13 protein-coding genes and 1 pseudogene are annotated in these 22,501 nt (G+C 72.3%); 11 read left to right on the forward strand and 3 right to left on the reverse strand.

Going from position 1 to position 22,501, the window contains the following annotated elements; translation table 11 throughout:
* Window positions 1-647 precede the first annotated feature (647 nt).
* Both K4G22_RS31760 and K4G22_RS31885 read left to right on the forward strand, forming a co-directional pair.
* Window positions 648-1,412: pseudogene (locus K4G22_RS31760) on the forward strand (IS701 family transposase).
* 163 nt (window positions 1,413-1,575) lie between these two features.
* Entirely contained in the window at window positions 1,576-1,845 is a 270-nt protein-coding gene (locus K4G22_RS31885) for a transposase (protein ID WP_342399144.1), read from the forward strand.
* Here K4G22_RS31885 and K4G22_RS02475 read toward each other — a convergent pair.
* From K4G22_RS02475 to K4G22_RS02485, 3 genes are read right to left on the reverse strand one after another with little or no spacing between them, the layout of a single operon-like run.
* On the reverse strand, window positions 1,809-2,594 hold the full coding sequence (locus tag K4G22_RS02475; protein ID WP_228077992.1) for a hypothetical protein: 786 nt from the start codon (window positions 2,592-2,594) through the stop codon (window positions 1,809-1,811). The two genes, K4G22_RS31885 and K4G22_RS02475, sit on opposite strands and share 37 nt — an antisense overlap.
* Window positions 2,578-4,803, reverse strand: a complete 2,226-nt coding sequence (locus tag K4G22_RS02480; protein ID WP_228077993.1) for a hypothetical protein — start codon at window positions 4,801-4,803, stop codon at window positions 2,578-2,580. The genes K4G22_RS02475 and K4G22_RS02480 overlap by 17 nt, the downstream gene beginning before the upstream one ends.
* Before the next feature lie 38 nt (window positions 4,804-4,841).
* Window positions 4,842-5,381 (reverse strand): hypothetical protein, encoded by a 540-nt coding sequence (locus K4G22_RS02485; protein ID WP_228077995.1) that lies wholly within the window; start codon window positions 5,379-5,381, stop codon window positions 4,842-4,844.
* A 2,435-nt stretch (window positions 5,382-7,816) separates the two neighbouring features.
* Here K4G22_RS02485 and K4G22_RS02490 point away from each other — a divergent pair.
* Genes K4G22_RS02490 through K4G22_RS02530 form a run of 9 tightly spaced genes read left to right on the forward strand, consistent with a single transcriptional unit; the run spans window position 7,817 to window position 22,456 of the window.
* Complete coding sequence (locus K4G22_RS02490; protein WP_228077996.1) at window positions 7,817-9,334, forward strand: nitroreductase family protein; 1,518 nt, start codon at window positions 7,817-7,819, stop codon at window positions 9,332-9,334.
* 43 nt (window positions 9,335-9,377) lie between these two features.
* Window positions 9,378-10,562, forward strand: a complete 1,185-nt coding sequence (locus tag K4G22_RS02495; RefSeq protein ID WP_228077997.1) for an acyl-CoA dehydrogenase family protein — start codon at window positions 9,378-9,380, stop codon at window positions 10,560-10,562.
* Entirely contained in the window at window positions 10,555-12,093 is a 1,539-nt protein-coding gene (locus K4G22_RS02500; protein ID WP_228077998.1) for a class I adenylate-forming enzyme family protein, read from the forward strand. Before K4G22_RS02495 ends, K4G22_RS02500 begins: the two co-directional genes overlap by 8 nt.
* A gap of 19 nt (window positions 12,094-12,112) precedes the next feature.
* Window positions 12,113-12,373 carry a phosphopantetheine-binding protein gene (locus K4G22_RS02505; RefSeq protein ID WP_228077999.1) on the forward strand — a complete coding sequence of 87 codons (261 nt, stop codon included), beginning with the start codon at window positions 12,113-12,115 and terminating at the stop codon, window positions 12,371-12,373.
* Between the two features lie 16 nt (window positions 12,374-12,389).
* Complete coding sequence (locus K4G22_RS02510; protein ID WP_228078000.1) at window positions 12,390-13,355, forward strand: hypothetical protein; 966 nt, start codon at window positions 12,390-12,392, stop codon at window positions 13,353-13,355.
* Window positions 13,352-14,119 carry a 4-hydroxy-tetrahydrodipicolinate reductase gene (locus K4G22_RS02515; RefSeq protein ID WP_228078001.1) on the forward strand — a complete coding sequence of 256 codons (768 nt, stop codon included), beginning with the start codon at window positions 13,352-13,354 and terminating at the stop codon, window positions 14,117-14,119. Before K4G22_RS02510 ends, K4G22_RS02515 begins: the two co-directional genes overlap by 4 nt.
* Entirely contained in the window at window positions 14,092-14,898 is an 807-nt protein-coding gene (locus tag K4G22_RS02520; protein WP_228078003.1) for a 4'-phosphopantetheinyl transferase family protein, read from the forward strand. The genes K4G22_RS02515 and K4G22_RS02520 overlap by 28 nt, the downstream gene beginning before the upstream one ends.
* Entirely contained in the window at window positions 14,895-16,805 is a 1,911-nt protein-coding gene (locus K4G22_RS02525) for an AMP-binding protein (protein WP_228078004.1), read from the forward strand. The genes K4G22_RS02520 and K4G22_RS02525 overlap by 4 nt, the downstream gene beginning before the upstream one ends.
* Entirely contained in the window at window positions 16,805-22,456 is a 5,652-nt protein-coding gene (locus tag K4G22_RS02530) for a type I polyketide synthase (protein WP_228078005.1), read from the forward strand. The genes K4G22_RS02525 and K4G22_RS02530 overlap by 1 nt, the downstream gene beginning before the upstream one ends.
* The last annotated feature ends 45 nt before the right edge of the window (window positions 22,457-22,501 follow it).

Below are 22,501 nucleotides of genomic sequence, written 5' to 3' on the forward strand. Positions count from 1 at the left end.
CGGGTCGAACTCCTGCACCTATAGTTCGGGGCCCAGCACTGTATCGGCGAAACCGGAGCGCTGGGCAAGCCAAGTCAGCGGCTTCCGAGGGCTCCTGATCAACTGGACGCGCGCCTGTGTGGATGCTTCAGACGTAAAGGCAACAAAAACAAAGGGGGCGAGGCGACCCACCCCTCGCCGGTCGACCGGGGCAAGACCGACAGCAAGCACCACCTGGTCTGCGATGGGAGGGGCACACCGCTGAAGGTGATCACCACCATCGCCAACGTCAACGATGTCACGCAGACTCTCCCCCGATCGACGCATCCCGCCCGTCGCAGGCCGGGTCGGAAACCCGCGCAAGCGCCCTGACGCCTTCTTGGGTGATAACTGATACGACAGCGACCCCAACCGCTGTGGACTGCGGGAACGCCGCGCCGTCCCGGTCACCTCCCGCAAGGCAAACCCGAACTTTGAGGGGCCTAGGCAAGCTCCGCTGCGCCGTCGAACAAAAATTCGCCCTCCTTCATCGGTTCAAACGCCTAGTAGTGCTTGGTCATGTGCGGTCCGTGGTGGCGTGTCTTTTTGGTCGGTGGTGTCGTTGATCGGGTGTGCTGGGTGGGGAGTTGGCTGCGGTCCGGGGTGATCTGAAGGACTTCGCGGCGGAGATGTTCGAGCCGTTCGCGCGGGTGGATCAGCGACGGTGGGGCGGGGTCTACCTGCGGGGCCTGTTGCAAGTGGGCGGGCGCAAGTCGGTAAAGCCCATGGCCGCTCACCTGGGTGAAGACGGGAACCGGCAGGCCCTGGCCCACTTCATCACTTCCAGCCCGTGGGATGCGGCGCATGTGCAGGCCCGGCTGGCCTGGCGCATGCAGCCGGTCGTCAAACCCACCGCGTTGATCATTGATGACACCGGGTTCCTCAAGGACGGGGGCGCGTCGGCGTGTGTGACCAGGTAGTACACCGGTAATGCGGGCAAGGTCACCAACTGCCAGGCCGGGGTTTCGCTGCACCCGGCTTCCAACGGCGCCTCGGTGGCGGTGAACTGGCGTCCCTTCCTGCCTGGGAGCTGGGATCCCGCCTAGCCGAAGGCCGATCCGTTCAAGGTGGCCCGCCGCACGAAGTGCGCCATCCCCGCCGAGGTGGGGCATGTCGAGAAGTGGCAACTGGCCCTCGACATGATCGACGAGACCCGGTCCTGGGGCATCGAGGTGCCCCAGGTCATCGCCGATGGCGGCTACGGAGACACCCCCGCTTTCCGGCTCGGCCTGGAGACACGCGGCCTCGACTACGTCGTGAGCATCTCGACCACGACCACCGCGCAACCCGAGGACGCACAGCCCCGCACCCCAGCCTCCACGGGCCGAGGGCGACGGCCCATCCCGGCCTACCCCGAGCCGGCGCAGCGGGTGAAGGGTCATCGCGGCGGGTAAAGCCTCCGCGCGGCCGGTGCGGTGGCGGGAGGGATCGCGGCCCGGCAGTGGGCGCAGCGGGCACAATCGCATGTACTCGCGCTTCGTGGCTCTGCGGATTAGGCCCGCCCGGCGTGAGATCCACGGCTGCCCCTGAGCTTCCGGTCCGCTGGCTGCTGGCGGAGTGGCCCGCCGACAGGGACGAGCCCGTGCAGTTCTGGCTCTCCAACCTGCCCGCAACCACTCCGCTGCCGTCCTCGTGCGCACCGCGAAGCTCCGCTGGCGCATCGAGAACGACTACCGCGAGATGAAACAGGCCCTGGGCCTTGCCCACTTCGAAGGTCGAACCTGGCCAGGCTGGCACCACCACGTCACCCTCGTCTCCGTCGCCCACGCCTTCTGCACCCTCCAGGGGCCTCAGCGTCCCGGTGTCTCCGACTCGGGTGGGCCATGAGCTACATGCCCATTGAGGAGGGCTGCGGAGGTGGCGATGGTCCGCAGGTCCTCGGCTAGGCCGGGCTGGTCGTAGCGGGTCACGATCTGTGCCAGGCTCTCCACCAGGTTGGCGCGCTGGCCCGCGTTGAGCCCTTCAGCGAAGGTCTGGAGCAGGCGGGCGGTCTGGACCCAGGCATTGTCGGGCGCGTGGTTGGTGATCTGCTGGGCCAGTTGGTTGATGGCGTTGATGGTGTCGCTGTCGGCGGCCTCGGGGTGGTGTGTGAGCCAGTAGGCCAGTGTCAGGGTCGGGGTGGTGGCCAGGGCCTGGTGGAGTTCTTCGGCCTCTTGCTGGCGCCGTCGGCGCCGTTGTTCGTTCAGCGTCTCCTCATGCAGCCGCCGTTCGAGGGCAGTGGCTGCCGCAAGGTCCGTGGCGGTCACGGTCAGTGCTACCTCGGCCCACAGGAGACGGACCGGAGCACCGTCGAGGTCAGCCCCGGCACCAAGGCGGGTGTTGATGTGAACCTGGGCGGCTTGGTGCTCACCGAGCGGGTACAGTCCGGCCGCGGCGCGGGCCGTTTGCAGGGCATGATGGGTGGCCGCCGCGCGCGGATCGTGATGGAGTCGGGCGGCGGGCGTCTCCTGCCACCGGCCGGTCAGTTCAGCATGGAAGCGGAATCCTGGTGTGTTGCTGGGCAGCGTGTAGCTGCCCTGGGCGAGCTGGCCGGCGCGCGGCGCCGGCCAGCCGGATCGGCTACGACTGTGGCGCATGAGGGTCGGGAAGCGGGGGCGCGGCAGGGTCCTGGGCCCGCAACCGGGTGAGGAGCTGGTCGCGCAGATGTACGGTGTCGGCGTCCTGCACGGCGGGAGGTGCGGGGGCCCAGCTATACAGAAGGTTCTGCACGGCGAGCAGGCGGTTGGCGCTGTAGTGCGGGTCGTCGGCACGGTGGACGGCGTCGCACACGATCTGCTCGATGGTCTCGCGCCGATCGGGGTACTCCAGGGCGGTCTGCATCCAGTAGGCGAAGGCGTCGGCGACCGGCGGCGACCAGTCGGTGGTGGGCAGGGCGTTGCGCCACATGTTGACGAGCCATGCGGTGTCGATGACGGGATCGGGCAGGAGGGCCGGACCGGTGGGGGTGCGGCGCTGGGCGAGGTAGGCGAACGTGCTCTGCGCTGCTGCCCGGTGCGGGGCGTGCTGGTCGTTGGCCCACCCGGTCAGCTGGCGTTGAATTCCCGCGTGCTGCTCGCTGTCGTCCCACAAGGCGTTCAGGGCCTCGCTGACGGCCTGGGTGATCTGGGCCGTCCGGCCGTTCTCAACGTCACCGTCGCCGTGGGCCCTGGTGGCGAGTTCGGCGATACGGCCCAGCATGCTGGCGGGGTACGCCTCGGCGAGGCGGAGGCAGGCGCGGATGAGGACGATCGTGAAGTCGGCGGACAGGGAGCCGGCTTCGGATTTGGTCCATCGGCGGTAGGCGTTGCGGGCGAGGTCTCCGGTCCGGTCGTCGACGGCGGCCAGGACAAGGAGGTCGCAGGCGGCGTCGCTGTGGGTGGTGGACCACTGTTCGGCCAGGGACCTGAGGAGTGTGGTTCTGCGGTGGCGGGCTGTGTAGTGCACGACCCAGTCGCTTACGCGCTGGATCAGCGGCCCCGCGAGGTCTTCGCCAAGTCCGGCGACCTGGTCGGCAGTCCAACGGGTGAACTCCCGCAGCAAGTGCGGGCGGTCATCCAGGAAGTAGTCGACGACGGCCTCAGCGTAGTTGTGGTAGCGGAAGCGGATCGTACCGTCCGGTCGGAGGTCGGCATTGGCCCTCTGTGTCAGCGCCACGACTCCGAGCCCTTGCTGCCCGGGACGGGCTGGGTGCGTTTCCTTGAGTGCTTGGGCCAGAGTGGTGGATGCCTTGTAGATCTTGTCCGACTTCGCGCCCTCAAGCACCGCCGCGGCGAGTAGGTAGTTGCGGTAGTCGCTGTCCTCGTGGGTGGTGTGCCATTCCAGGAGGTGGCTGCGCCAGTTTTCGGCAGCTGTGACGACCTTCTGGACCAAGCTGAGGAAGTACGTGTCGTCCTTCGCGTTCTGGGCGAGTGTGAGGCGGCCCCTGTCCCGCTCAACGTCTTCCGTGTTGACGATGGCGTTGGCCCAGGCCTGGATCTGGGACGGCTGGAGAGGGGCGATGCCCCGCTGGATAAGGTCGGCCGCGATCCACTGGTCTCTGTCGAAGAAGAGCGGCACGTCCTTCAGGTGTTCTCGAAGGATGTCGGCACGCTTCGGACCGGCCAGGGAGCGACTGAGGTGGGTGGCACCGTCGCCGCGTTTCTTCCATGCCTCGCTGTGCGTCAGGACAATGAGGCGAGAGCCTGGGGGCAGCTCGTGGGCGTCTTCGGCCAGTTCGCGGCCGAAACCGGCGTGTGGCGTCTCGGCCCGCAGGTCCAGGACCCAGCCGGTGTTGTGGTCGAGCAGGCCACTCAGATCAAAGGGGCTGCCGGGCTCCCTCCGAACTTGGCGGATGGCGCCGTTTACGCGGCGGCGCAGGATGTGCAGCGCGGTGCTGAAGCGTCCGCTGCCCTCTGCGCCGGTCAGTACGGCTACGTGGCCCTTGTCCAGGATCGCGTTGATCGCGTTGTCGTCGTCCTGGCTCCGTACGTAGTTCCGTAGCTGCGCGTCGATTTCCTCGCCGGTGAGGGTGGTACCGCGCAGACGGCGGATGCCCTGCTCAATGAGCGTGCCGATCATGACGCCGCGGTTGATGCCGACGCGCTGGTTGGCCTGTGCGCTCCAGTACGGCGCAGTGCCCGGCTCGTGCTGCACGGCTTCCTCGACGCGCTCAACGTCCCCCGAGGGGGCGGGAAAGGGCTCAGCAGCAGGTTCGGGCGGCCGGCCGGACGAGTCATCCTCTGGTGGGGCGGGAGCATGCTGTGGGTCGTAACCGGCCTCGGGCGGCGAGTCGTTCACGGGATGCGGGGACAGAGCGTTTGTGGTCACGTACTTCCCTTCTCGAAACGGCTGGAGAGCGTGCAGGGCTACCGGGAGGCGGGGGGCGGACCCATGTAACGGGTCCGGATTCCCGTCAGCTCGCCGCCCTCCTCCACCGTGACGGCGTCCTGGCTCGTCTCCACTGCGCCGGCGACGACATCCGCGTCGATGGCTGTGGCCCTGCCGCGCAACGTTCCGATCTTCTGCCGAACGGACGTCCCAGAGGGTTGGCGGTCCTCCTCCCCCACGAACGTCAAGCGCTGTCCGTAGATCTCCTCAAGCGTGCCGCGCGCCCGGCCCAGCATCCGCAGCAGCCGTTCGTCTTCGACACTGATGCGCTCAGGGGTGTGCCGGTACCCCTCCAGCACATCGCGCAGAGTCTCCAGGTTCTCCAACCGCTCGGCGAGTTCCTCCGGATCTGCGGTGAGTGGCAAGCGTAGTTCCCCGCGCAGTACGTCCGAGGTGGGCAGGACTGTCTCTGGCTGGCCACGCCGGTCCAGCAGGTTCTCCAGGCGTTGGAAGAGGAACGTGTAGGTGGCCGGCAACCCGGCTCCGAGTACGGCAGACAAAGCGCTGAGATCAGGCATGAACTTCTCCCTGTTCTGTCGGACGTTAAGGAAGATACGAGGCATGCTGCCGCGTGCCCACGAGCGGGATACCAGGCTTTGCAGAAGTTGACCGAAAGCGGATTCCTATCTCTTGCCACACTGCTTTCATCCGCATCAGCAGCCACATTCGGCGAGCCCGTACGACGGCTCATGTTTCTCTGACCGGGCCCGGTTCCGTCTTCGGGTTTTGGGGTGCACGCTCGGCGTCCTCTTCGGATGGCGTGCTGTGCGGCGGGCCGTGGCCTGACTGACGGTAGAGCAGCTCATCAGGGTGCCTGGCCACGCGTTCCCGACGCCACGCGACGTCGAAGGAGACCCGGCCCGCGCTGCGGGCCGCAGCCCAGGCGGCACGGCAACTGGTCACAGGAGACAGGAAGAAACGAACAAGGGTCAGGCGCATAACTCTCAGCGTGAGCACCTCATTCCCTCATGAGAGAAGGTTCCGCTGAACCGGCAGGACAGCAACTGGCAGCAGGGCAGCAATCGCGACAATCTCGCGATGGCGCGAAAAACTCTTCTCCTGACAGCGACCATCTGAACCAGCCCACAAGCGGCAGCACGAGACCCTTAAACAGGGCTGCAGAAAATGGTAATTGAGCGACGCCCGGCATGATCGCAAGAGCACATTCTGGCCTGCGGCGAGGCCAGTACGTACCCCATGCTCACCGGAGCGTCAGACCGCCCCAACTCCCGCAGGCCCGCCGTCTCCATGCCTCGATGCAGTTGGGCGTCGAAAGGGTCTGGGTGGGGAAGGGCTGGCTGGTTGTATACCGAATCCGAGCGAGCTGACGAAGGCAACCCGCGGCCCGTGCGGCTGGAACCTCAGCTGGGTGGCCCCAGGACTGGAGGACCGGCGCCGCGTGGGCAACGCGTGGACAACAGCGGTCAGGAGCACCCAGAAAAGCCCAGGTAGAAGACACAAGGCGCGAGCCGCGCGCCAGCCCCATCAAGCAGAGAAAACCGCAGGTCAGGGCCCTGGTAGCGTGGTGTTCGGGGTGGCAGTTCAAGTCCCCCCTCGGACACGGACCATAGGACTACGAGGGGCGGGGCTCGCCTCGGCCCTCAGTCGGTTCCTGGCGGGCTCGTAGGTGGCGGTGACGCCCAGGCCCGCGTGTATCTCGGCCCTGAGTGCCGGATCGGCGTCGCCGATGACGGCGACCATGTCGGACAGCCCTTCCAGCAGGGGCGTATCCGTTCCTCGGCGAGGGATTCGTCCGCTGGGCATCGTGCCCGGCGGCTTGGTGGCACCGGTAGCAGGACTGGTCGTGCATCCGCCGGCCCTGGATCTTCCGCGCACAGATCCCGCAGCGCGGTCGCCCCCGGAACTGGTACGGCCGCCTGACCCGACGTTCCTTGCGCTCCGTGCGGTCGGCGCGCGGAAGTGTCGGCCGGGGGCGGGGCGAGTTTCTGTCGCAACAACACGACAACACAGCAACACAACGACTACGTGACATTCCACGAGCACGGCGACTTCCGGGCGGAGAGAAGTCGGTCACATCAAACGCCGGTGGGAACTTCCGGGGGAGCCGGAACGACGAGACATCGCTCCCGAGGATCGCGGATCCGGACGGGACGGGCCTCGGTGGGTGGGTTCCGGGAATCGGCTCCCGAGACGCGTGTCCGCATTTCTCCGACCGGTGCCTGATCTCGCACTTGGCCTGCCAACGGGTGAGTTCTTAGGGACGATCTTTGGGCAGTGCCGCGTTTGACGTGATAGGAGATCGCCCGCGCGTTCCGAAAGTCACCGGCCCCCCGCTTCGCCCACGCACGCCGGTCCACGACCCCCGTCTCGGTCACCGGAAAGGCGAGGATCCCGCCACCCGGAAACGATCTCCTCGGATCGCCGGGCGGCCTCGCCGGCGCCGGCCGCCGCTCAGGGAGGCCCGCCGCTCCCAACGACTCACGCCGTTTCCTGGGGCAACGAGCCCACGGCCGGGGACCAGCGGCGCATCACGACGTCCATGGCTGCCCGAACGCGACAAGCGTGCATTCCTCGGCCATCGTCCGGCACGGCCGAAGAAGGTAGCGGCCTTTCCCCGGCCACCGTCGAAGATCTCGGCCACAGCGGTGTGCGGACGCAAACCATAAGAGCCTCGGGCGACCCAGGACCGCCGCAACGCCACCGAGCACGTTTTCTGCGCGTTTTATCGGTTGCGCCACAACTGTCCGCAGCTTTCGGGGTGGCCGAAAGAGGCTCATGTCGCATTTTAGATTTTGTGGGTACGGTGATCGGCGAATCGGCAGCGATTCAACGCCTCTTGGTTTATCGGGGCCGCACACCGACGAAGATCATGGGGGGTACCCATGGAAACGCCCACCTGTCATGGCCCCAGGTCACGGGCCATTGTTCGGCCTCAATCCTCATATGAATCAAACGAATACCAGGCAGCCGAACACATGGGGAAGCGAGAGCCATGAGCCCGCAAAGTGACATGGATGTGGATCCCCAGCTGGCCCGTTTCTGGGACGAGACGCGATTACGTGCGAACTTCGTTCCGGCCATGGCCGTCACGGTGGCGGCGGCGCCCGTCATCCAGGAGTCGTGGCTCGCGGTCTCCGAGGTGCTGGCGCTCGGGTACGGCGAACGCTCCGGTGCGGTGATCACCAAGGGCAAGACCGTCATGCGGGCCCGTACCACGCCGTCCGCTGGGGCCCTCTACCCCTTCGAGCTGCTGGTCGCCTTCCGGGGCGCCACCCACTACGAGCTGTACGACTACGACGTCCTCGGCTGCTGCCTCCAGCACGTCGGCCAGGTCGAGACAGCCGCCCTCGCGGCGCTGTCGAGCCCTCAGGACGACGGCGCGGCAGCCGAGCCGCCGCCGGACGCCGTCGTGGCGGTCGTCGGGCGGCCCTGGGCCTCGATGCGCAAGTACGGCCGCCGGGGCTACCTCTACACCCATCTGGACGGGGCCCACGCGGCGACCAATATCGCGCTGGCCGCTGAGGAGATGGGCTTCAGCCCCGTCACCCGGCTGCGGTTCGACCGCCACCGGGCGGCCGAGCTCCTCGGGCTCCTCGGTCGCTGCCGCGAACCGCAGACGCTCATCACGCTCACCGCGCCGGCCGTCCGCCCGCCGGTCTGGGGCCGGACGGTCGCCAACCCCTTCGCCGTGCCCATCTGGCGACATGTCGACGGGGCGCCGCCCGAGGATCCGGACGAGGCGGAGGTCGCGGCCTGGCGGTCGGTGCGGTCCATCAGCGCCTTCCACCACGAGGAGATCCCGCGCTCGTACGGGAGTCCCCGTTCCGTCGCCGCGGGAGGGGCCGAGGCCGTCTCGTCCCCCGTGCCCCTCCCCGGTGGCGGGGGCGAGCCGCCCGCCTCCCGTGGCTTCCGGGACACCGTGCTGGACCGCCGCTCAGCCAAGGGCTTCAGGCCCGAGGCCGTGCCGGGCGAGGATCTGGGCCGCGTCCTGGCCCGGCTGCGCGAGGGCGGTGTCATCGACAGCGCCGACGGCCCCAGGGCCGCGCTACGGGTGCTCGCCCGCGCCGTGGACGGCATCGGGGCGGGCGCCTACGGCTACGACGGGGAGGCCCACGCACTGCGTCCGGTGAGCGGCGAGGTCCACGCCGACGACGCGGTGGTGACGGCCTGTATGAGCCAGGAGGTGGTCCGGGGCGCCGCGGCGCTGCTGGTCCTGCACTCCTCGATGGGGCCGCTGCTCGGCGCCCGAGGCCGCCAGGGCCTGGCCGAGCTCCACTACCACGCCGCCTCGGCCGCCCAACGGCTGTGCCTGGGCGCCACCGAGCACGGAGTCGGCATCACCTGCCTGGGCGGCTTCGACGCGAGCCGCGTCGCCCAACTCGTCCGGCTTGACGCGTCCGAGGAGGTGATCTACGTCCTGGCCTGCGGAGTGCCGGACGAGAACGCGGTCAAGTGGGACCGCGCGCCGATCGCCTACAGCCATGGACGCGGTCCCGGACAACTCCCGTAGGCCCCGCCAGACCACGTCGACCAGAAGGAGCGGGGTTCACCCCATGTTGAGTAACAGCGTCCTGTCCGCCCGGCTGAGCGAGGACCATCACGAGCTGGGCCGCCGGGCGGCTGCCTGCCTCACGCCCCGGTGGCTGGAGCGGTGGCGCGCCTCCCCGGAGGGCCATATCCGCAAGAAGGCGTGGCGCGACCTGGCCGAACACGGGCTGATGGGCGTCTCGTTGCCGCGCGAGCACGGCGGCCAGGGCCTCGGCCTGTTGGGCGCCCTGGTGTTGGGTGAGGCACTGGCCCGGCTCCGGGACAACGGGCTGGCGCTCGGCATGCACGTCCAGAACGAGATCGCCGGGGACTGGCTGGTCTCATCGAAGAACGTCGAGCTGTGCGAACGCTTTCTGCCGGGCCTGGTGGCGGGCGAGTTGGTGGCCTGCCAGTGCGACACCGACCCCTCCGCCCACGAGCCGACCCGCGCCGTCACGGAGGGCGAGGAGGTGGTGGTCAGCGGACGCAAGAAGTTCGTGGTCAACGGGGCCAACGCCGACCTGTGCTTCGTCAGTGTCCAGCTCGACGGCCAGCCGGCCATCGTGCTGGTGGAGAAGTCCACGCCGGGCGTGCGGGTGACCGAGGTGTACGACAAGTTCGGCACCCGCTCGATCGACTCGGCCCTGGTGGAGTTCGACCAGGTGCGCGTCCCGCTCGGCCAGGTCATCTCGCGGCGCGGCGTCAGCCAGCTGATGCGGTGGAACCGGGTGATGTCCCGGATGCGCTTCCTGATCGCGGCGGACGCCTACTTCGCCCACCGGGCGCTGCTCGACCATATCCGCCGCCACACCACCGCGCGCGAGTTGGGCGGACGCCCGCTGGCGGGCTGGCCGGTGAACGCGCACGCGCTGGCCAGGGCCCGCGCCGACCAGGAGCTGATGGAGGCCGGGTTGACGGAGGCCTTCCTGCGGCTGACCGAGGGCGGCAGCACCGTCCCCGAGATCGCCGAGCTCAAGTGGTTCTGCGTCGAGCGCACCACCGAACTCGCCGCCCTGGGAACGGACTTGGAGGGGGGTGCCGGCTATATGTGGGACAGCGTCGCGCTGCGCGCCCACGCCCAGCTGCGCGGGCTGCGGATGTCGGGCGGCAGCCAGACCACCATGCTCACCATCGCCAACCACTCGCTGGCCGCCCGCGCCGAACTAGAGGCGCCGGCGCTCGCCGCCGCTCCCGGGAGGCGCCGTGGCTGAGCAGCCCACCCCCGAGACCCTGGACCAGGTGTTCCTGGCCGCCTGCGCCGCGCACGGCGAGCGCCGGGCCGTGGTGGACGCCGGCACGGAGCTGACCTACGCCCAGCTCGCCGACCGCGTCCGCGCCCACGCCCGGGTGCTGGACGGCCAACTGGGCCCGCAGGAGCGGCGGATCGCCCTGTACGCCGCCAACAGCGCGGAGTATCTGGTCTCGTACTATGCCCTGCTGCTCACCGGGCGGCTCCCGCTGCTGGTCGACGCCCAGTTCGGCGCCGCCGAACTCGCCGGCATCCACTCCAGCTGCGGCGTGGATGCCTTCCTCACCGACCGGCCCGGCGGCTTCCCGCTGCCCGCCGTGGTGACCGGGTTGCCCGACAGCCCCCACGCGCTGGCCCGCCCCGACAGCACGGAAGCAGCCGCCGAAGCAACCGCAGGGGCGGCGCCCGAGGCACCGGCGCCCCGGGCGGACACGGGCACCTGCCGGTTCACCTCGGGCACCACCGGCGCGCCCAAGTGTCTGGAGTTCTCCCACCACGCCGTGCACCGGGCGGCCGTCAACTGGGTCGACGGCACCGGGCTCGACGCCGGGGACCGGGTGCTGTGCCTGGCCGCCTTCACCAACGGGCTGGCCTTCAACACCTCGCTGCTGCCGGTGTTCCTGGTCGGCGCCGAGCTGCACCTCTACCGGGGGCTGCCCACCTCGGGCGGCGTCGTCCGGGCGGTGGGCCGCGCTGCGGCCACCCGGCTGGTGGCGTTCCCGCTCGCCTACCGGCTGCTGGCCGAGGCGCCCGAGGCCGACACCGGGGCCTTCGCCACCGTGCGCCTGGCGGTCTCCGCTGCCGCCGTCCTCGCGCCGGAGGTCCGCGAGGGCTTCGAGGCGCGCTACGGCGTCCGCGTCGCCGACTACTACGGCGTCGCCGAGACGGGCCCCTGCACCTTCGAGCGGGACCCGGACTACCGCGAGGGCCTCGGCACCCCGCTGCCCGGGGTGAGCCTGCGCGTGGTCCCCCGGCCTACGGGCGGCGACGAGGTGCGGGTGCGCACCGAGTCCATGGCCAGCGGCTATCTCAACCTCCCCGGCGGCCTGGCGGAGCGCGTCGACGCCGAGGGCTACTACGGCACCGGGGACCGGGGGCTGCTCAGGGACGGACGGCTCTTCGTCACCGGCCGGCTCGGCGGCCCCATCAACCTGGCCGGGCGCAAGGTCGACCCCGAGGAGATCGAACGCGTCGTGCGCGCCCTCGAAGGGGTGCGGGACAGCGTGCTCCTCGCCGACCGGGACGCCCACGGTGAGACGGTGCTGCACCTGGTGCTCGCCGGAGCGAGCACCCTCACCCGCGCCGAGGTCGTCGACGGCTGCCGGCAGCGCCTGGCGCCGTACAAGGTCCCCGGGCGGATCACCTTCCTGGAGTCGATCCCCCGCTCCTCGGCGGGCAAGGTGCGCCTCTCCGAACTCAGGACCCTCGTCGAGGACACGGTCAGGGGCAGCGCCGAGGACACAGTCGAGGACACCGTGCGCGGCAGCGCGTGACCAGCACAGGAGTGGACGTATGACCGAGCAGGCCGTCACGGACAAGCTGCGCGAGCAGATCGAGCAACTGGTGGAAGTGGCCACAGGAAAGGTGGTGACCGTCGCCGACCTGCGGGCCGCCGACGGGGATCTGGACCGGGCCGGGGTCAACTCCATCGGCTACATCAACCTGATGGAGGCGCTGGAGCAGCGGTTCGGCGCCGTCATCGACCCGGAGGCCGACCCGCAGTACCTGCTGTCGGTCGACTCCATCGCCGCGTTCGTCCGCACCCTGGCCTGAGACCGCGAGGAGAGCTGTGAGCACCGCATACGAGGCCACCCGCCCGACCGAACCAGGCGCCCCGGACCTCACCCGACGGCTCGACGAGGTCTGGGCGGCCGAGCCTTTCGCCGAGGCCGCCGCGCGGACCGAGCACCTGTGCGCGGTGCTGCCGCTGCTCGACCTGTTCGAGCACGACCCGTACGACTGCGCCGCCGCCGTCCGCGCCGGCCAACAGCGCGCCGCTCTTGGCCTGTTCACCCCCAACGCGCCCTTCGCCGTGACCGAGCCCACCCTTCGCGCCCGGCCGGTCGGCGCCGGCCTTACCGCCCTCACCGGGCGGTTCCGCTACGCCGACGGGGCCGCCGAGATCACCCTGGCCACCGTGTGGTCCGAGGAGGACGAGACGCTGCGGCTGGCGCTGCTGCCGCACACGCTGGCCGGCGTGCGGCTGTTCGGCGCCGGCCGGGCGGCCGACCGGGGTTGGGGCGAGGCGACGGACGCGGCCCTGGACGGCCGGGCGCTGTCCCGCCCGGTGAGCTGGCGGCCCGACGGCCCGCTGGTGCCCGTACTGGACGCCTACGCCTGGGAGTTCTCCCGGCGGTCGGTCACCTGGAGCGCCAAGGTGGTCGCGGATCTGCGGCGGGCGCTGGCGAACACCGGCGAGGGCACCGGGGCGCTGAGCACCTCGCAGTATCTGGCGCACGAGCTGAGCCGGCTGGAGATCGAGCTCTCTTTGGCCGCCGCCGCCGCCAGCTTCGGCGCGGAGTTCAAGGGCGAGCCGCCCGGCGGCGAGAGCGTCGGCGCCGTGCTGGCCGCCGGTACGGAGCTGCTCTGGCGCACGGTGCGGATCGCCGAGGATCTGAGCACGGAGTTGGGGCTCGTCCCCGGGCCCGTCGCCGAGGAGGGCTGGCCGGCCGACGTGGTCCAGGCGAGCTTCGGCGGGAGGCGCATGGTCGAGGGTGAACTGGCCAGGCGCATGGGGCTGGTGGGGCGGCCATGACGATCCCGACCGTGGTCTGCGGGCGCACGGGGCGGATGGCGAAGCTGATCGCCGCCGCCGTCGAGCACGCCCCCGGCCTCGACCTCGCGGCGCGCCTGAGCCTGCGCACCCCGTACCCGGCCGGCGCGTCCGGCACGGCTGCCGAGGGATCCGTGCCCGTGCTCCGGTCGCTCGGTCAACTCCCGGTCGCCCGGCCCGTGGTGGTGGACTTCACGGCGCGCGAGGCCACGGCCGCGCTGCTGCGGGAGGCGGTGGACGCGCCCTGTCCGCTGGTGGTGGGCACCAGCGGCCTGGGCGACGCCGAACAGAAGCTGATCGCGGCGGCCGGCCGCGGGAGCGCGGTGGTGGTGGCGGCCAATTTCAGCGTGGCGCTGCTCGCCGTGGCCCGCTTCGTGCGGGAGCTGTCGCTCCAGGTGGACGAGGACTGGGACGCGGGGGTGCTGGACGTGCACTTCGCGGGCAAGCGCGACCGGCCCAGCTCCACCGCCCGCTTCCTGGCCGGCCGGTGGCGGCCGGCCCCCGAGGCCACGGAAACGAAGGAGCCGGGCCCCGAGATCGCCGCGTTCCGGATGGGCGACGGGGTCAGCGAGCACCGGCTGTTGGCGGCCGGCCCCGGCGAACACGTGGAGGTGCTGCACCGGGTGGCGGACCGGTCCGCGTTCCTGCCCGGCATCCTGCGGTCGGTGCGCTTCGCCGCCGCCGCCGAGCCCGGGGTCTACTCACTGGAGGACGTGGCATGGGCACCGGCCGCGGCGCCCGGGTGAGCGCCCCCGTCGGGCCGTCCCACCGCCCCCGGCTGTGGTGGGGCTCTGTCTCCGAAGGCCCCGAAGGCCCCGAAGGCCCCCGGGAGGCCGCCGAAGCCGCCGGGGAGGCCGCCGCGCCCCCCGAAGAGCGCGCCGCCGACGGCGCGTTCACCTCACGGGCCCGCCGGGCGCAGGGGGCGGCGGCCCGGCGGGTGCTCGGCGCGGCGCTGGCCGAACTCGGCCTGGGCGACGGGCCGTTCACGCTCGGCGCGGCCGGCGCTGTGCGCCTGGTGCGGTTCGGCGGGCGCCGCACCGGACCCGCCGTGCAGTTCTCCCTGGCGCACACCGCACGTCAGGCCGTGGTGGCGCTGCGGCGCGCGGACGGGCCGCCCACGGGGCTCGGCGTGGACGCCGAGGACGACTGGGACAGCGCCGCCCGCAACCTCCACCGCTTCGGCACCCGGGCCGAACTGGCCCTGCTGGCCCCGGATCACGCCGCCGCGCTTCCGCTGCACCTGTGGTGCGCCAAGGAGGCCATCGCCAAGGCCACGGGCCGGGGCTTCGCGGTGCCGCCGCGTCGCTACCGGCTGCACCGCGCCGAGGACGGCGCCCCGGGCACCGTGCTGCTCGAACTGGCCGAGGAGCACCACCGCGGCCCGCCCCGCACCACCCGGCTCCGGGTGGGCACCCACGCCACCCGGCCGCCCACCGCCTGGGCCGTCGCCGAACTCCCGACCCACCACTTCGACCCCACCGCACCGCAGGCACCCGAGGCAGCAGAGAGAAGCGGGCACCGATGAGCGTGACCAACGACCACTCGATCAACAGTCTCGGGCGGCTGCTCGACCATCAGGCCGCGCGCCTCCCCGAGGCCCCCGCCCTGTACGCGCCCGGCCAGGCGCCACTCGGCTATGCCGCCCTGCGCGACCGGGTGACGGAGGTCGGGCGGGCGCTGGCCGCCCTGGGCATCGGCCGGGGCAGCCGGGTGGCGCTGGTGCTGCCGAACGGTCCCGACCTCGCGCTCGCCTTCCTCGCCGTGGCCACCCACGCCTGCGCGGCGCCGCTCAACCCGGCCTACCGCGAGCAGGAGTTCGCCTTCTATCTGCGGGACATGGGTGCCGGCGCGCTGCTGGTGGAGCGGGGCAGCGACTCGCCCGCGATCGCGGTGGCCAGGGAACTCGGTGTCCAGGTCGTCGAGTTGGTGCCGGACGCGACCGGGCCCGCCGGAACGTTCACCCTGGTGGGCGCCGCCGGGGAGCCGCTGCCGGGCCCGACGGCGGCCGGGCCTGAGGAGGTCGCGCTGATCCTGCACACCTCGGGGACCACCTCGCAGCCCAAGCTCGTGCCGCTCACCCACGCCAACCTGTGCGCGGCGGCGGGCAACACCAGGGCGGCCTTCGCCATCGGCCCGGAGGACCTCTGCCTGAACGTGATGCCGCTCTTCCACGCCCACGGCCTCACCAGCACCCTGCTCGCCACACTCGCCGGGGGCGGCGGCATCGTCTGCACCCCCGGCTTCTCCGACACCCGGTTCTTCGCGTGGCTCGCCGAGTTCCGCCCCACCTGGTACACCGCGGTGCCCACCATGCACCAGGCGCTTCTCGCGGTGGCCGAGGAGCACGCGGCGGAACTCGCCGCCGCCGGGCTGCGGTTCGTCCGCTCGGCGTCCGCCCCGCTGCCGGGCCCGGTGCTGACCGCCCTGGAGGCCGCCTTCGGGGCCCCGGTGATCGAGGCGTACGGCATGACGGAGGCCGGCTCCCTGGTCGCCAGCAACCCGCTGCCGCCCGGCGTCCGCAGGCTCAGGTCCGTCGGGCTGCCCGTCGGCGAGCCCTTCGCCGTGCTCGACAGGGCGGGGCGCCCGCTCGGCCCGGGGGAGGTCGGCGAGATCGCCATCCGGGGGGCCAACGTCACCGCGGGGTACGAGGACAACCCGGAGGCCAACGCGCTGGCGCTGACCGAGGACGGCTGGTTCCGCACCGGCGACGAGGGCCGCGTCGACGAGGACGGCTACCTCTATGTCGTCGGGCGCAGCAAGGAGATCATCAACCGCGGCGGCTCCAAGGTGTCCCCGGCCGAGATCGACGACGTGCTGTCCGGGCACCCGGCCGTCAAGCTCGCGGTGGCCTTCGGCCTGCCGCACCCGACGCTGGGCGAGGACGTGGCGGTGGCCGTCGTCCCCCGCGCCTCGGCCACGGTCGTGGAGCGCGAGCTGCGGGAGTACGTGGCGGAGCACCTCGCCGACTTCAAGGTGCCCAGCCGGGTCTATCTGGTGGCCGACGTCCCCAAGAGCCCGGCCGGCAAGGTGCAGCGGCTCAGGCTCGCCGAACTGCTGTCCGCCGCCGCCCACGGCTCGGGGGCCGAGCCGCGCGGCCCGCTGGAGCGGCGGATCGCCGCGGTCTGGGCGGAGGTCCTGGAGCGCGAACGGGTCGGTCTCGACGAGAACTTCTTCGACCTCGGGGGCGACTCGCTGCTGCTGGCCCGGGTCTCGGTGCGGCTGGAGAGGGAGTTGGACCGCCGGCTGCCGGTGGTGGTCCTCACCATGTACCCGACCGTCGCCGCGCTCGCCGCCCATCTGGCGGGACCCCGGGCCCCCGAGGGCCCGGCCCACGTCGAGGGGGACGCCGCCGGACGCAAGGCGCGCGGCAAGGAGCGGATGCTCAGGCAACGAGGCCGCAGGACACGCACGGCGATCAGGGAGAGCGACTGATGGCGCACAGCGAACAGCCCCCTGCCCGGGGCGCGGCCGAGGAGCCGACGGGTCTGGAGATCGCGGTGATCGGGCTCTCCTGCCGGTTCCCCGGCGCCGCCGACGCGGACGCCTACTGGCGCAACCTCGCCTCCGGCACCGAGTCCATCACCGTCTTCTCGCGCGCGGAGTTGGCCGCCGCCGGGGTGCCCGAGGCCCAGCTCGACGACCCGGACTACGTGCCGGCGCAGGGGGTGTTGGAGGGCTCCGACCTCTTCGACGCCGAGTTCTTCGGCTTCAACCCGAAGGAAGCCGGCCTGCTGGACCCCCAGCACCGGGTGCTGCTCGAATCCGCCTGGGCCGCCCTGGAGGACGCCGGCTACGACCCCAAGGCCGTCCCCGGAGCGGTGGGCGTCTTCGCCGGCTCGTACTACAGCAGCTATCTCGCCCAGCTCTCCGCCGGCGCCGACCCCACCGACGCGGCCGAGGAGTTCGCCCGCAACCTGGCCAACGAGAAGGACTACCTGGCCACCCGGATCGCCTACAAGCTGGATCTGTCAGGGCCGGCCCTGACGGTGCAGACGGCCTGTTCGACCTCGCTGGTCGCCGTCCATCTGGCCTGTCAGGCCCTGTTGAGCGGCGACTGCGACACCGCCCTGGCCGGCGGCGCCACCGTGCGGGCCCGGCAGGCCGGCTATGTCTTCCAGCCGGGCGGGATCTTCTCCGCCGACGGCCACTGCCGCCCCTTCGACGCCATGGCGCGGGGCACGGTCGCGTCCAACGGCGTGGGCGTCGTCGTCCTCAGGCGGCTGGAGGACGCCGTCGCCGACGGCGACCCGGTGCGCGCCGTCATCAAGGGCTCGGCCGTCGGCAACGACGCGGCCGAGCGCGTCGGCTTCGCGGCGCCGGGCGCGGCGGGCCAGGCCAGGGTGATCGCGGCGGCCTACGAGGGGGCGGAGACCTCCCCCGCCACCGTCTCCTATGTGGAGGCGCACGGCAGCGGCACCCCCGTCGGCGACCCCATCGAGATCGAGGCGCTCAACCGGGTCTTCAGCGCCCGGGGGGCCGCCCCGGGCAGCTGCGCGATCGGCTCGGTCAAGAGCAACATCGGGCACACCCATGTGGCGGCCGGAATGGCCGGGCTGATCAAGACCGTGCTGGCGCTCCAGCACCGGCAGATCCCGCCCAGCCTGCACTTCGACAAGCCCAACCCGGACATCGACTTCGACTCCACCCCGTTCTTCGTCAACACCCGGCTGCGGCCCTGGGAGGCCGGGGAAGGGCCGCGCCGGGCGGGCGTCAGCTCCTTCGGGATGGGCGGCACCGACGCGCATGTCGTCCTGGAGGAGGCGCCGGCCCCCGAGGCCGGGGAGGACTCCGCCGCCTGGCGGCTGCTGCCGCTGTCAGCGCGCGGCGAGGCCGCCCTGGACGCCGCCACCGAACGGCTCGCCGAACGGCTGGAAAGCGGCGAGGAGTTGACGCTGCCGGCGGTGGCGCGCACCTTGCAGAGCGGGCGGCGCCACTTCGAGCACCGCCGGTTCCTGGTCGCCCGCGACACCGCGAGCGCGGCGACGGCGCTGCGCAGCCGCGACCAGCGCGTGCTGCGCGGCGGACGGGCCGACGGGCCGCCGCCCTCCTTCGCCTTCCTGCTGCCCGGGCTCGGCGAGCAGCGCCCCGGCATGGGGCGCGAGCTCTATGACCGCGAGCCGGTCTTCCGCGCCGCGATCGACCGCTGTGCCGAGCTTCTGGCGCCCCGGCTCGGCGTCGATCTGCGGACCCTGCTCTACCCGGGCCGTCCGGCGCGGGCCCGGGAGGCCGCCGGCGACGGGCCCGACCTGCGCGCCCTGCTGGGGCGTGGCGGCCGTCCGCCGGCCGCCCGCACGGAGTTGGACCGCACCCTCTACGCCCAGCCGGCGGTCTTCGCCCTGGAGTACGCCCTGGGCGAGCAGTGGCGGTCCTGGGGGATCCGGCCGGACGCGCTGATCGGCTACAGCATCGGCGAGTACGCGGCGGCCTGTCTCGCCGGGGTGTTCTCGCTGCCGGACGCCCTGCTGCTGGTCGCCCAACGCGCCCGTCTCATCGAGGAGTCGCCGGGCGGGGCGATGCTCGCCGTGCCGCTGCCCGAGGAGCGGGTGCGCGCGCTGCTCGACGAGGGCCTGTCGCTGGCCGCCGTCAACGGCCCACAGCTGTGTGTGGTGGCGGGCGAGAGCGCGCGGGTCGACGAGCTGGCCGAGCGGCTCGGCCGCGAGGAGGTCGCCGTCCGCCGCCTGCACACCACCCATGCCTTCCACTCGCACCTGATGGATCCGGTGGTCGAGCGGTTCACCGAGGTGGCCGCCTCCCTCACGCTCAACGCGCCGCAGATCCCCTATGTCTCCAATGTCACCGGCGACTGGGTGACCGCCGAGCAGGCAACCGACCCCGCTTTCTGGGGCCGCCATCTGCGGCAGCCGGTGCGCTTCGGCGAGGGCGTCGGCCGGCTGTGGCACCAGCCGGGGCGGCTGTTCCTGGAGATCGGCCCCGGCCAGTCGCTGAGCAGCCTGGCCCTCCAGGCCCGGCCGGCCGCCCCGGGCGGCGAGGCGGCCCAGAGCCGCCCCCGGGCGTATGCCTCGCTGCCCGGCGAGTACGACCGGCAGGGCGAGGCGGGCTTCTTCCTCACCACGGCGGGGAAGCTCTGGGCGGCCGGCGCCGAGCTGGACTGGACGGCGGTGCGCGGCGGCGCCGAGCCGGCGCGGGTGGCGCTGCCCGCCTACCCCTTCCAGCGGCGCAGGCACTGGATCGAACCGGCCGCCCGCCCGGCCGCGCCCGCGCCGTCCCTGGCCAGAAAGGCGGATCTGGCCGACTGGTTCAGCGTGCCCGTGTGGGAGCCGCTGGCCGGCCACCCGCGCGGCGCGCGGGCCGCGCAGGACACCGAACAGGGCGGTGCCGACTGGCTCCTGTTCCTGGACGACCGGGGTGTGGGCGAGGCGCTCGCCGAACGGCTGCGCGCCCGGGGCCGCCGGGTGACCACGGCGCGGCCGGGCGCCGGCTGGCAGCGCCACGCCGAGGACGCCTACACCCTCGCGCCCGGCGATGAGGAGGGCTACGGGCGGCTGCTCGACGCCCTCGGCGCGGACGGCCGGCTGCCCGCCCAGGTGGTTCACCTGTGGACCGTCGGGCCGCGCACCGGGGTGGAGAGGACGCTGGAGCACGGCCTGTTGAGCCTGCTGCGGCTGAACCGCGCCCTGGTCGGCGCCCTCGCCGGCGAGCCGGTGGATATCGCCGTGGTCTCCAGCGACGCGCACGCCGTGCTCGGCGTGGAGGCAGTGGCCCCGGAGAAGGCCACCACGGTCGGCCCCTGCCTGGTCCTGCCCCTGGAGCAGCCGGGCACCGGCTGCCGGGGCATCGACATCACGCTCCCGGGCGGCACGGCGGCGCCCGGCGAGATCGACGGGCTGCTGGCCGAGCTGCTCAGCCCCTCGGACCGGCCGCTGACCGCGCTGCGCGGCCGGCGGCGCTGGACCCCGGGCCACCGGCCGGTGCGGCTGCCCGCCGTCCGGGGCGACGGCGGAACCGTCGAGGGCGCCTGGCTGATCACCGGCGGCTTCGGCGGCATGGGGCTGGCCCTGGCCCGGCATCTCGCCCGGCAGGGCGGGGCCCGGCTGGTCCTCGTCGGACGCGGCCAACTGCCGCCCAGGGAACGGTGGGACGCGGTCGCCGAGAGTGAGCGGGCCCCGGCCGCCGCCCGCGTCCTCGCGGTGCGGGAGTTGGAGGCGCTGGGCGCCGAGGTCCTGGCCCTGGCCGCCGACGTCACCGACGAGGCGCGCATGACGGAGGTGGCCGACGAGGCGGTGCGCCGGTTCGGCACGGTGCACGGCATCGTGCACGCGGCCGGCCTGCCGGCCGCCGGTCTGGCCCAGTTGAAGGAGACGGACGCCGCGCTGCGGGTCCTCGCCCCCAAGGTGCGGGGCGCCCTGGTGATCGACGCGCTCGCCCGCAGGCTGCGGCCGGAGTTCACCGTGCTCTGCTCCTCGACGCTCGCGCTGACCGGTGGCGTGGGGCAGGTCGACTATGTGGCCGCCAACGCCTTCCTGGACGCGCTCGCCCAGTACAACGACCTCACCGGCGGGCCCAGGACGGTGTCGGTGAACTGGGACGGCTGGCAGGAGACCGGCATGGCCGCCCGTCTGATCGGCGGCACGTCGGAGGGGCGCACCGGCCCCGTCGAACACCCGCTGCTGGACAGCTGTCTGAGCGACGACGACGGGGAGGCCGTCTACGCTGCCTCGCTCAGCGTCACCGGCTCCTGGCTGATCGACGAGCACCGGATGGAGGGCAACGCCGTGGTGCCCGGCACCGGGCATCTGGAGCTGGTCCGCGCCGCCCACGCGCACCAGTTCGGCGGGCCCGAGGTCGAGCTGCGCGAGGTCACCTTCCTCTCCCCCGTCGTCGTCGGCGAGGACCAACGGCGCGAGCTGCGGGTCGTCCTGGACAAGACGCGCACCCCGACCAGGTTCAGCGTGGTGAGCCGGGCGCTGGGAGCCGACGAGCCCTCGGGCGGGGCCGGGGACGAGGGCTGGCACGTCCATGTGACCGGCGAGGTCGGCCCGCTCCCCGAGGGGGCCCCGCCCGCCGGGCGGTTCGACCTGGCCGCCCTGGTCGAGGCCACCGGCATGCGGGACCTGGGCGCCGTCGAGCACACCGGGCCCATGGGCTTCGGCCCGCGCTCGCACTGCCTGCGCCGGGTCCACCTCGGCGCGCACGGGGCGCTGGCCGAGCTGGAGCTGCCGGCCGAGTTCGAGGGCGATCTGGAGCAGATCGCGCTGCACCCCTCGCTGCTCGACCTGGCCGCGGGCTTCCACGGCATGAACCTGGCCCAGGAGTTCCGCATCCCGCTGGCCTACGGGCGGCTGACGCTGCTCGGCCCGCTGCCGCGCAGGATCTTCAGCTACCACCGCTTCCACGAGGCCGACCAGCCGGGCAAGGAGACCTTCACCGCGGACTTCACGCTGCTCGACGAGAACGGCGGGGAACTGGCCAGGATCGAGGACTTCGTCCTCAAGAAGGTCGACCAACTCGGCTCCCGGCTGGGCGCGTTGCGGGACGGCACCTCCGCCGAGGTGGCCCCCTACCGCTTCGTCGGGCCCCCGGCGCGCGGCACGCGGCGCGGCGGCGACGCGAGCGGGCTGCGCGAACACCTCGCGCGGGGCATCCGCCCGCACGAGGGCGTCGAGGCGCTGCTGCGGCTGCTCGCCGCCGACCCGGGCCCGCGGGTGGCGGTGGTGACCAAGGATCTCGGCGCGGTCATCACCGATATCGCCAGGGGCCGCGCCCGGCCGGAGGAGAACGCGGCGCCCGACGCCGCCGGAGCACCGGTCGGCGGTCACGCCGACCCCTCCAGGCATCCGAGGCCACCGCTGAGCACCTCCTACCAGGCGCCCGAGGGCCCGATCGAGGAACAACTGGCGGCGCTCTGGGCGGAGTTGCTCGGCCTGCGCGAGGTCGGCGCGCACGACGACTTCTTCGAGCTGGGCGGCCACTCGCTGCTCGGCGTCCAGTTGGTCGCCAGGATCCGACGGACCCTGGGCGCCGACCTCCCGCTCAGCGACCTCTTCGAGGCGCTGACCGTCGCGGAACTGGCCAGGTCGCTGCGAGTCCGCATCCCCAACGGCCCACCGGGCCCCGCTCGTTGACCCACCGGACCCGAACGCCTGCACGGACACGGACGCCGACAGACA

The organism is Streptomyces profundus, assembly GCF_020740535.1.
Classification (GTDB): domain Bacteria; phylum Actinomycetota; class Actinomycetes; order Streptomycetales; family Streptomycetaceae; genus Streptomyces; species Streptomyces profundus.

Bases quoted from the DNA above. Each gene is read 5' to 3' on its own strand.
- K4G22_RS02530 (WP_228078005.1), top strand. From the start codon at position 16,805: ATGGCGCACAGCGAACAGCCCCCTGCCCGGGGCGCGGCCGAGGAGCCG.
- K4G22_RS02485 (WP_228077995.1), bottom strand. From the start codon at position 5,381: ATGCCTGATCTCAGCGCTTTGTCTGCCGTACTCGGAGCCGGGTTGCCG.
- K4G22_RS02520 (WP_228078003.1), top strand. From the start codon at position 14,092: ATGGGCACCGGCCGCGGCGCCCGGGTGAGCGCCCCCGTCGGGCCGTCC.
- K4G22_RS02495 (WP_228077997.1), top strand. From the start codon at position 9,378: ATGTTGAGTAACAGCGTCCTGTCCGCCCGGCTGAGCGAGGACCATCAC.
- K4G22_RS02505 (WP_228077999.1), top strand. From the start codon at position 12,113: ATGACCGAGCAGGCCGTCACGGACAAGCTGCGCGAGCAGATCGAGCAA.
- K4G22_RS02475 (WP_228077992.1), bottom strand. From the start codon at position 2,594: ATGCGCCACAGTCGTAGCCGATCCGGCTGGCCGGCGCCGCGCGCCGGC.
- K4G22_RS02490 (WP_228077996.1), top strand. From the start codon at position 7,817: ATGAGCCCGCAAAGTGACATGGATGTGGATCCCCAGCTGGCCCGTTTC.
- K4G22_RS02515 (WP_228078001.1), top strand. From the start codon at position 13,352: ATGACGATCCCGACCGTGGTCTGCGGGCGCACGGGGCGGATGGCGAAG.
- K4G22_RS02525 (WP_228078004.1), top strand. From the start codon at position 14,895: ATGAGCGTGACCAACGACCACTCGATCAACAGTCTCGGGCGGCTGCTC.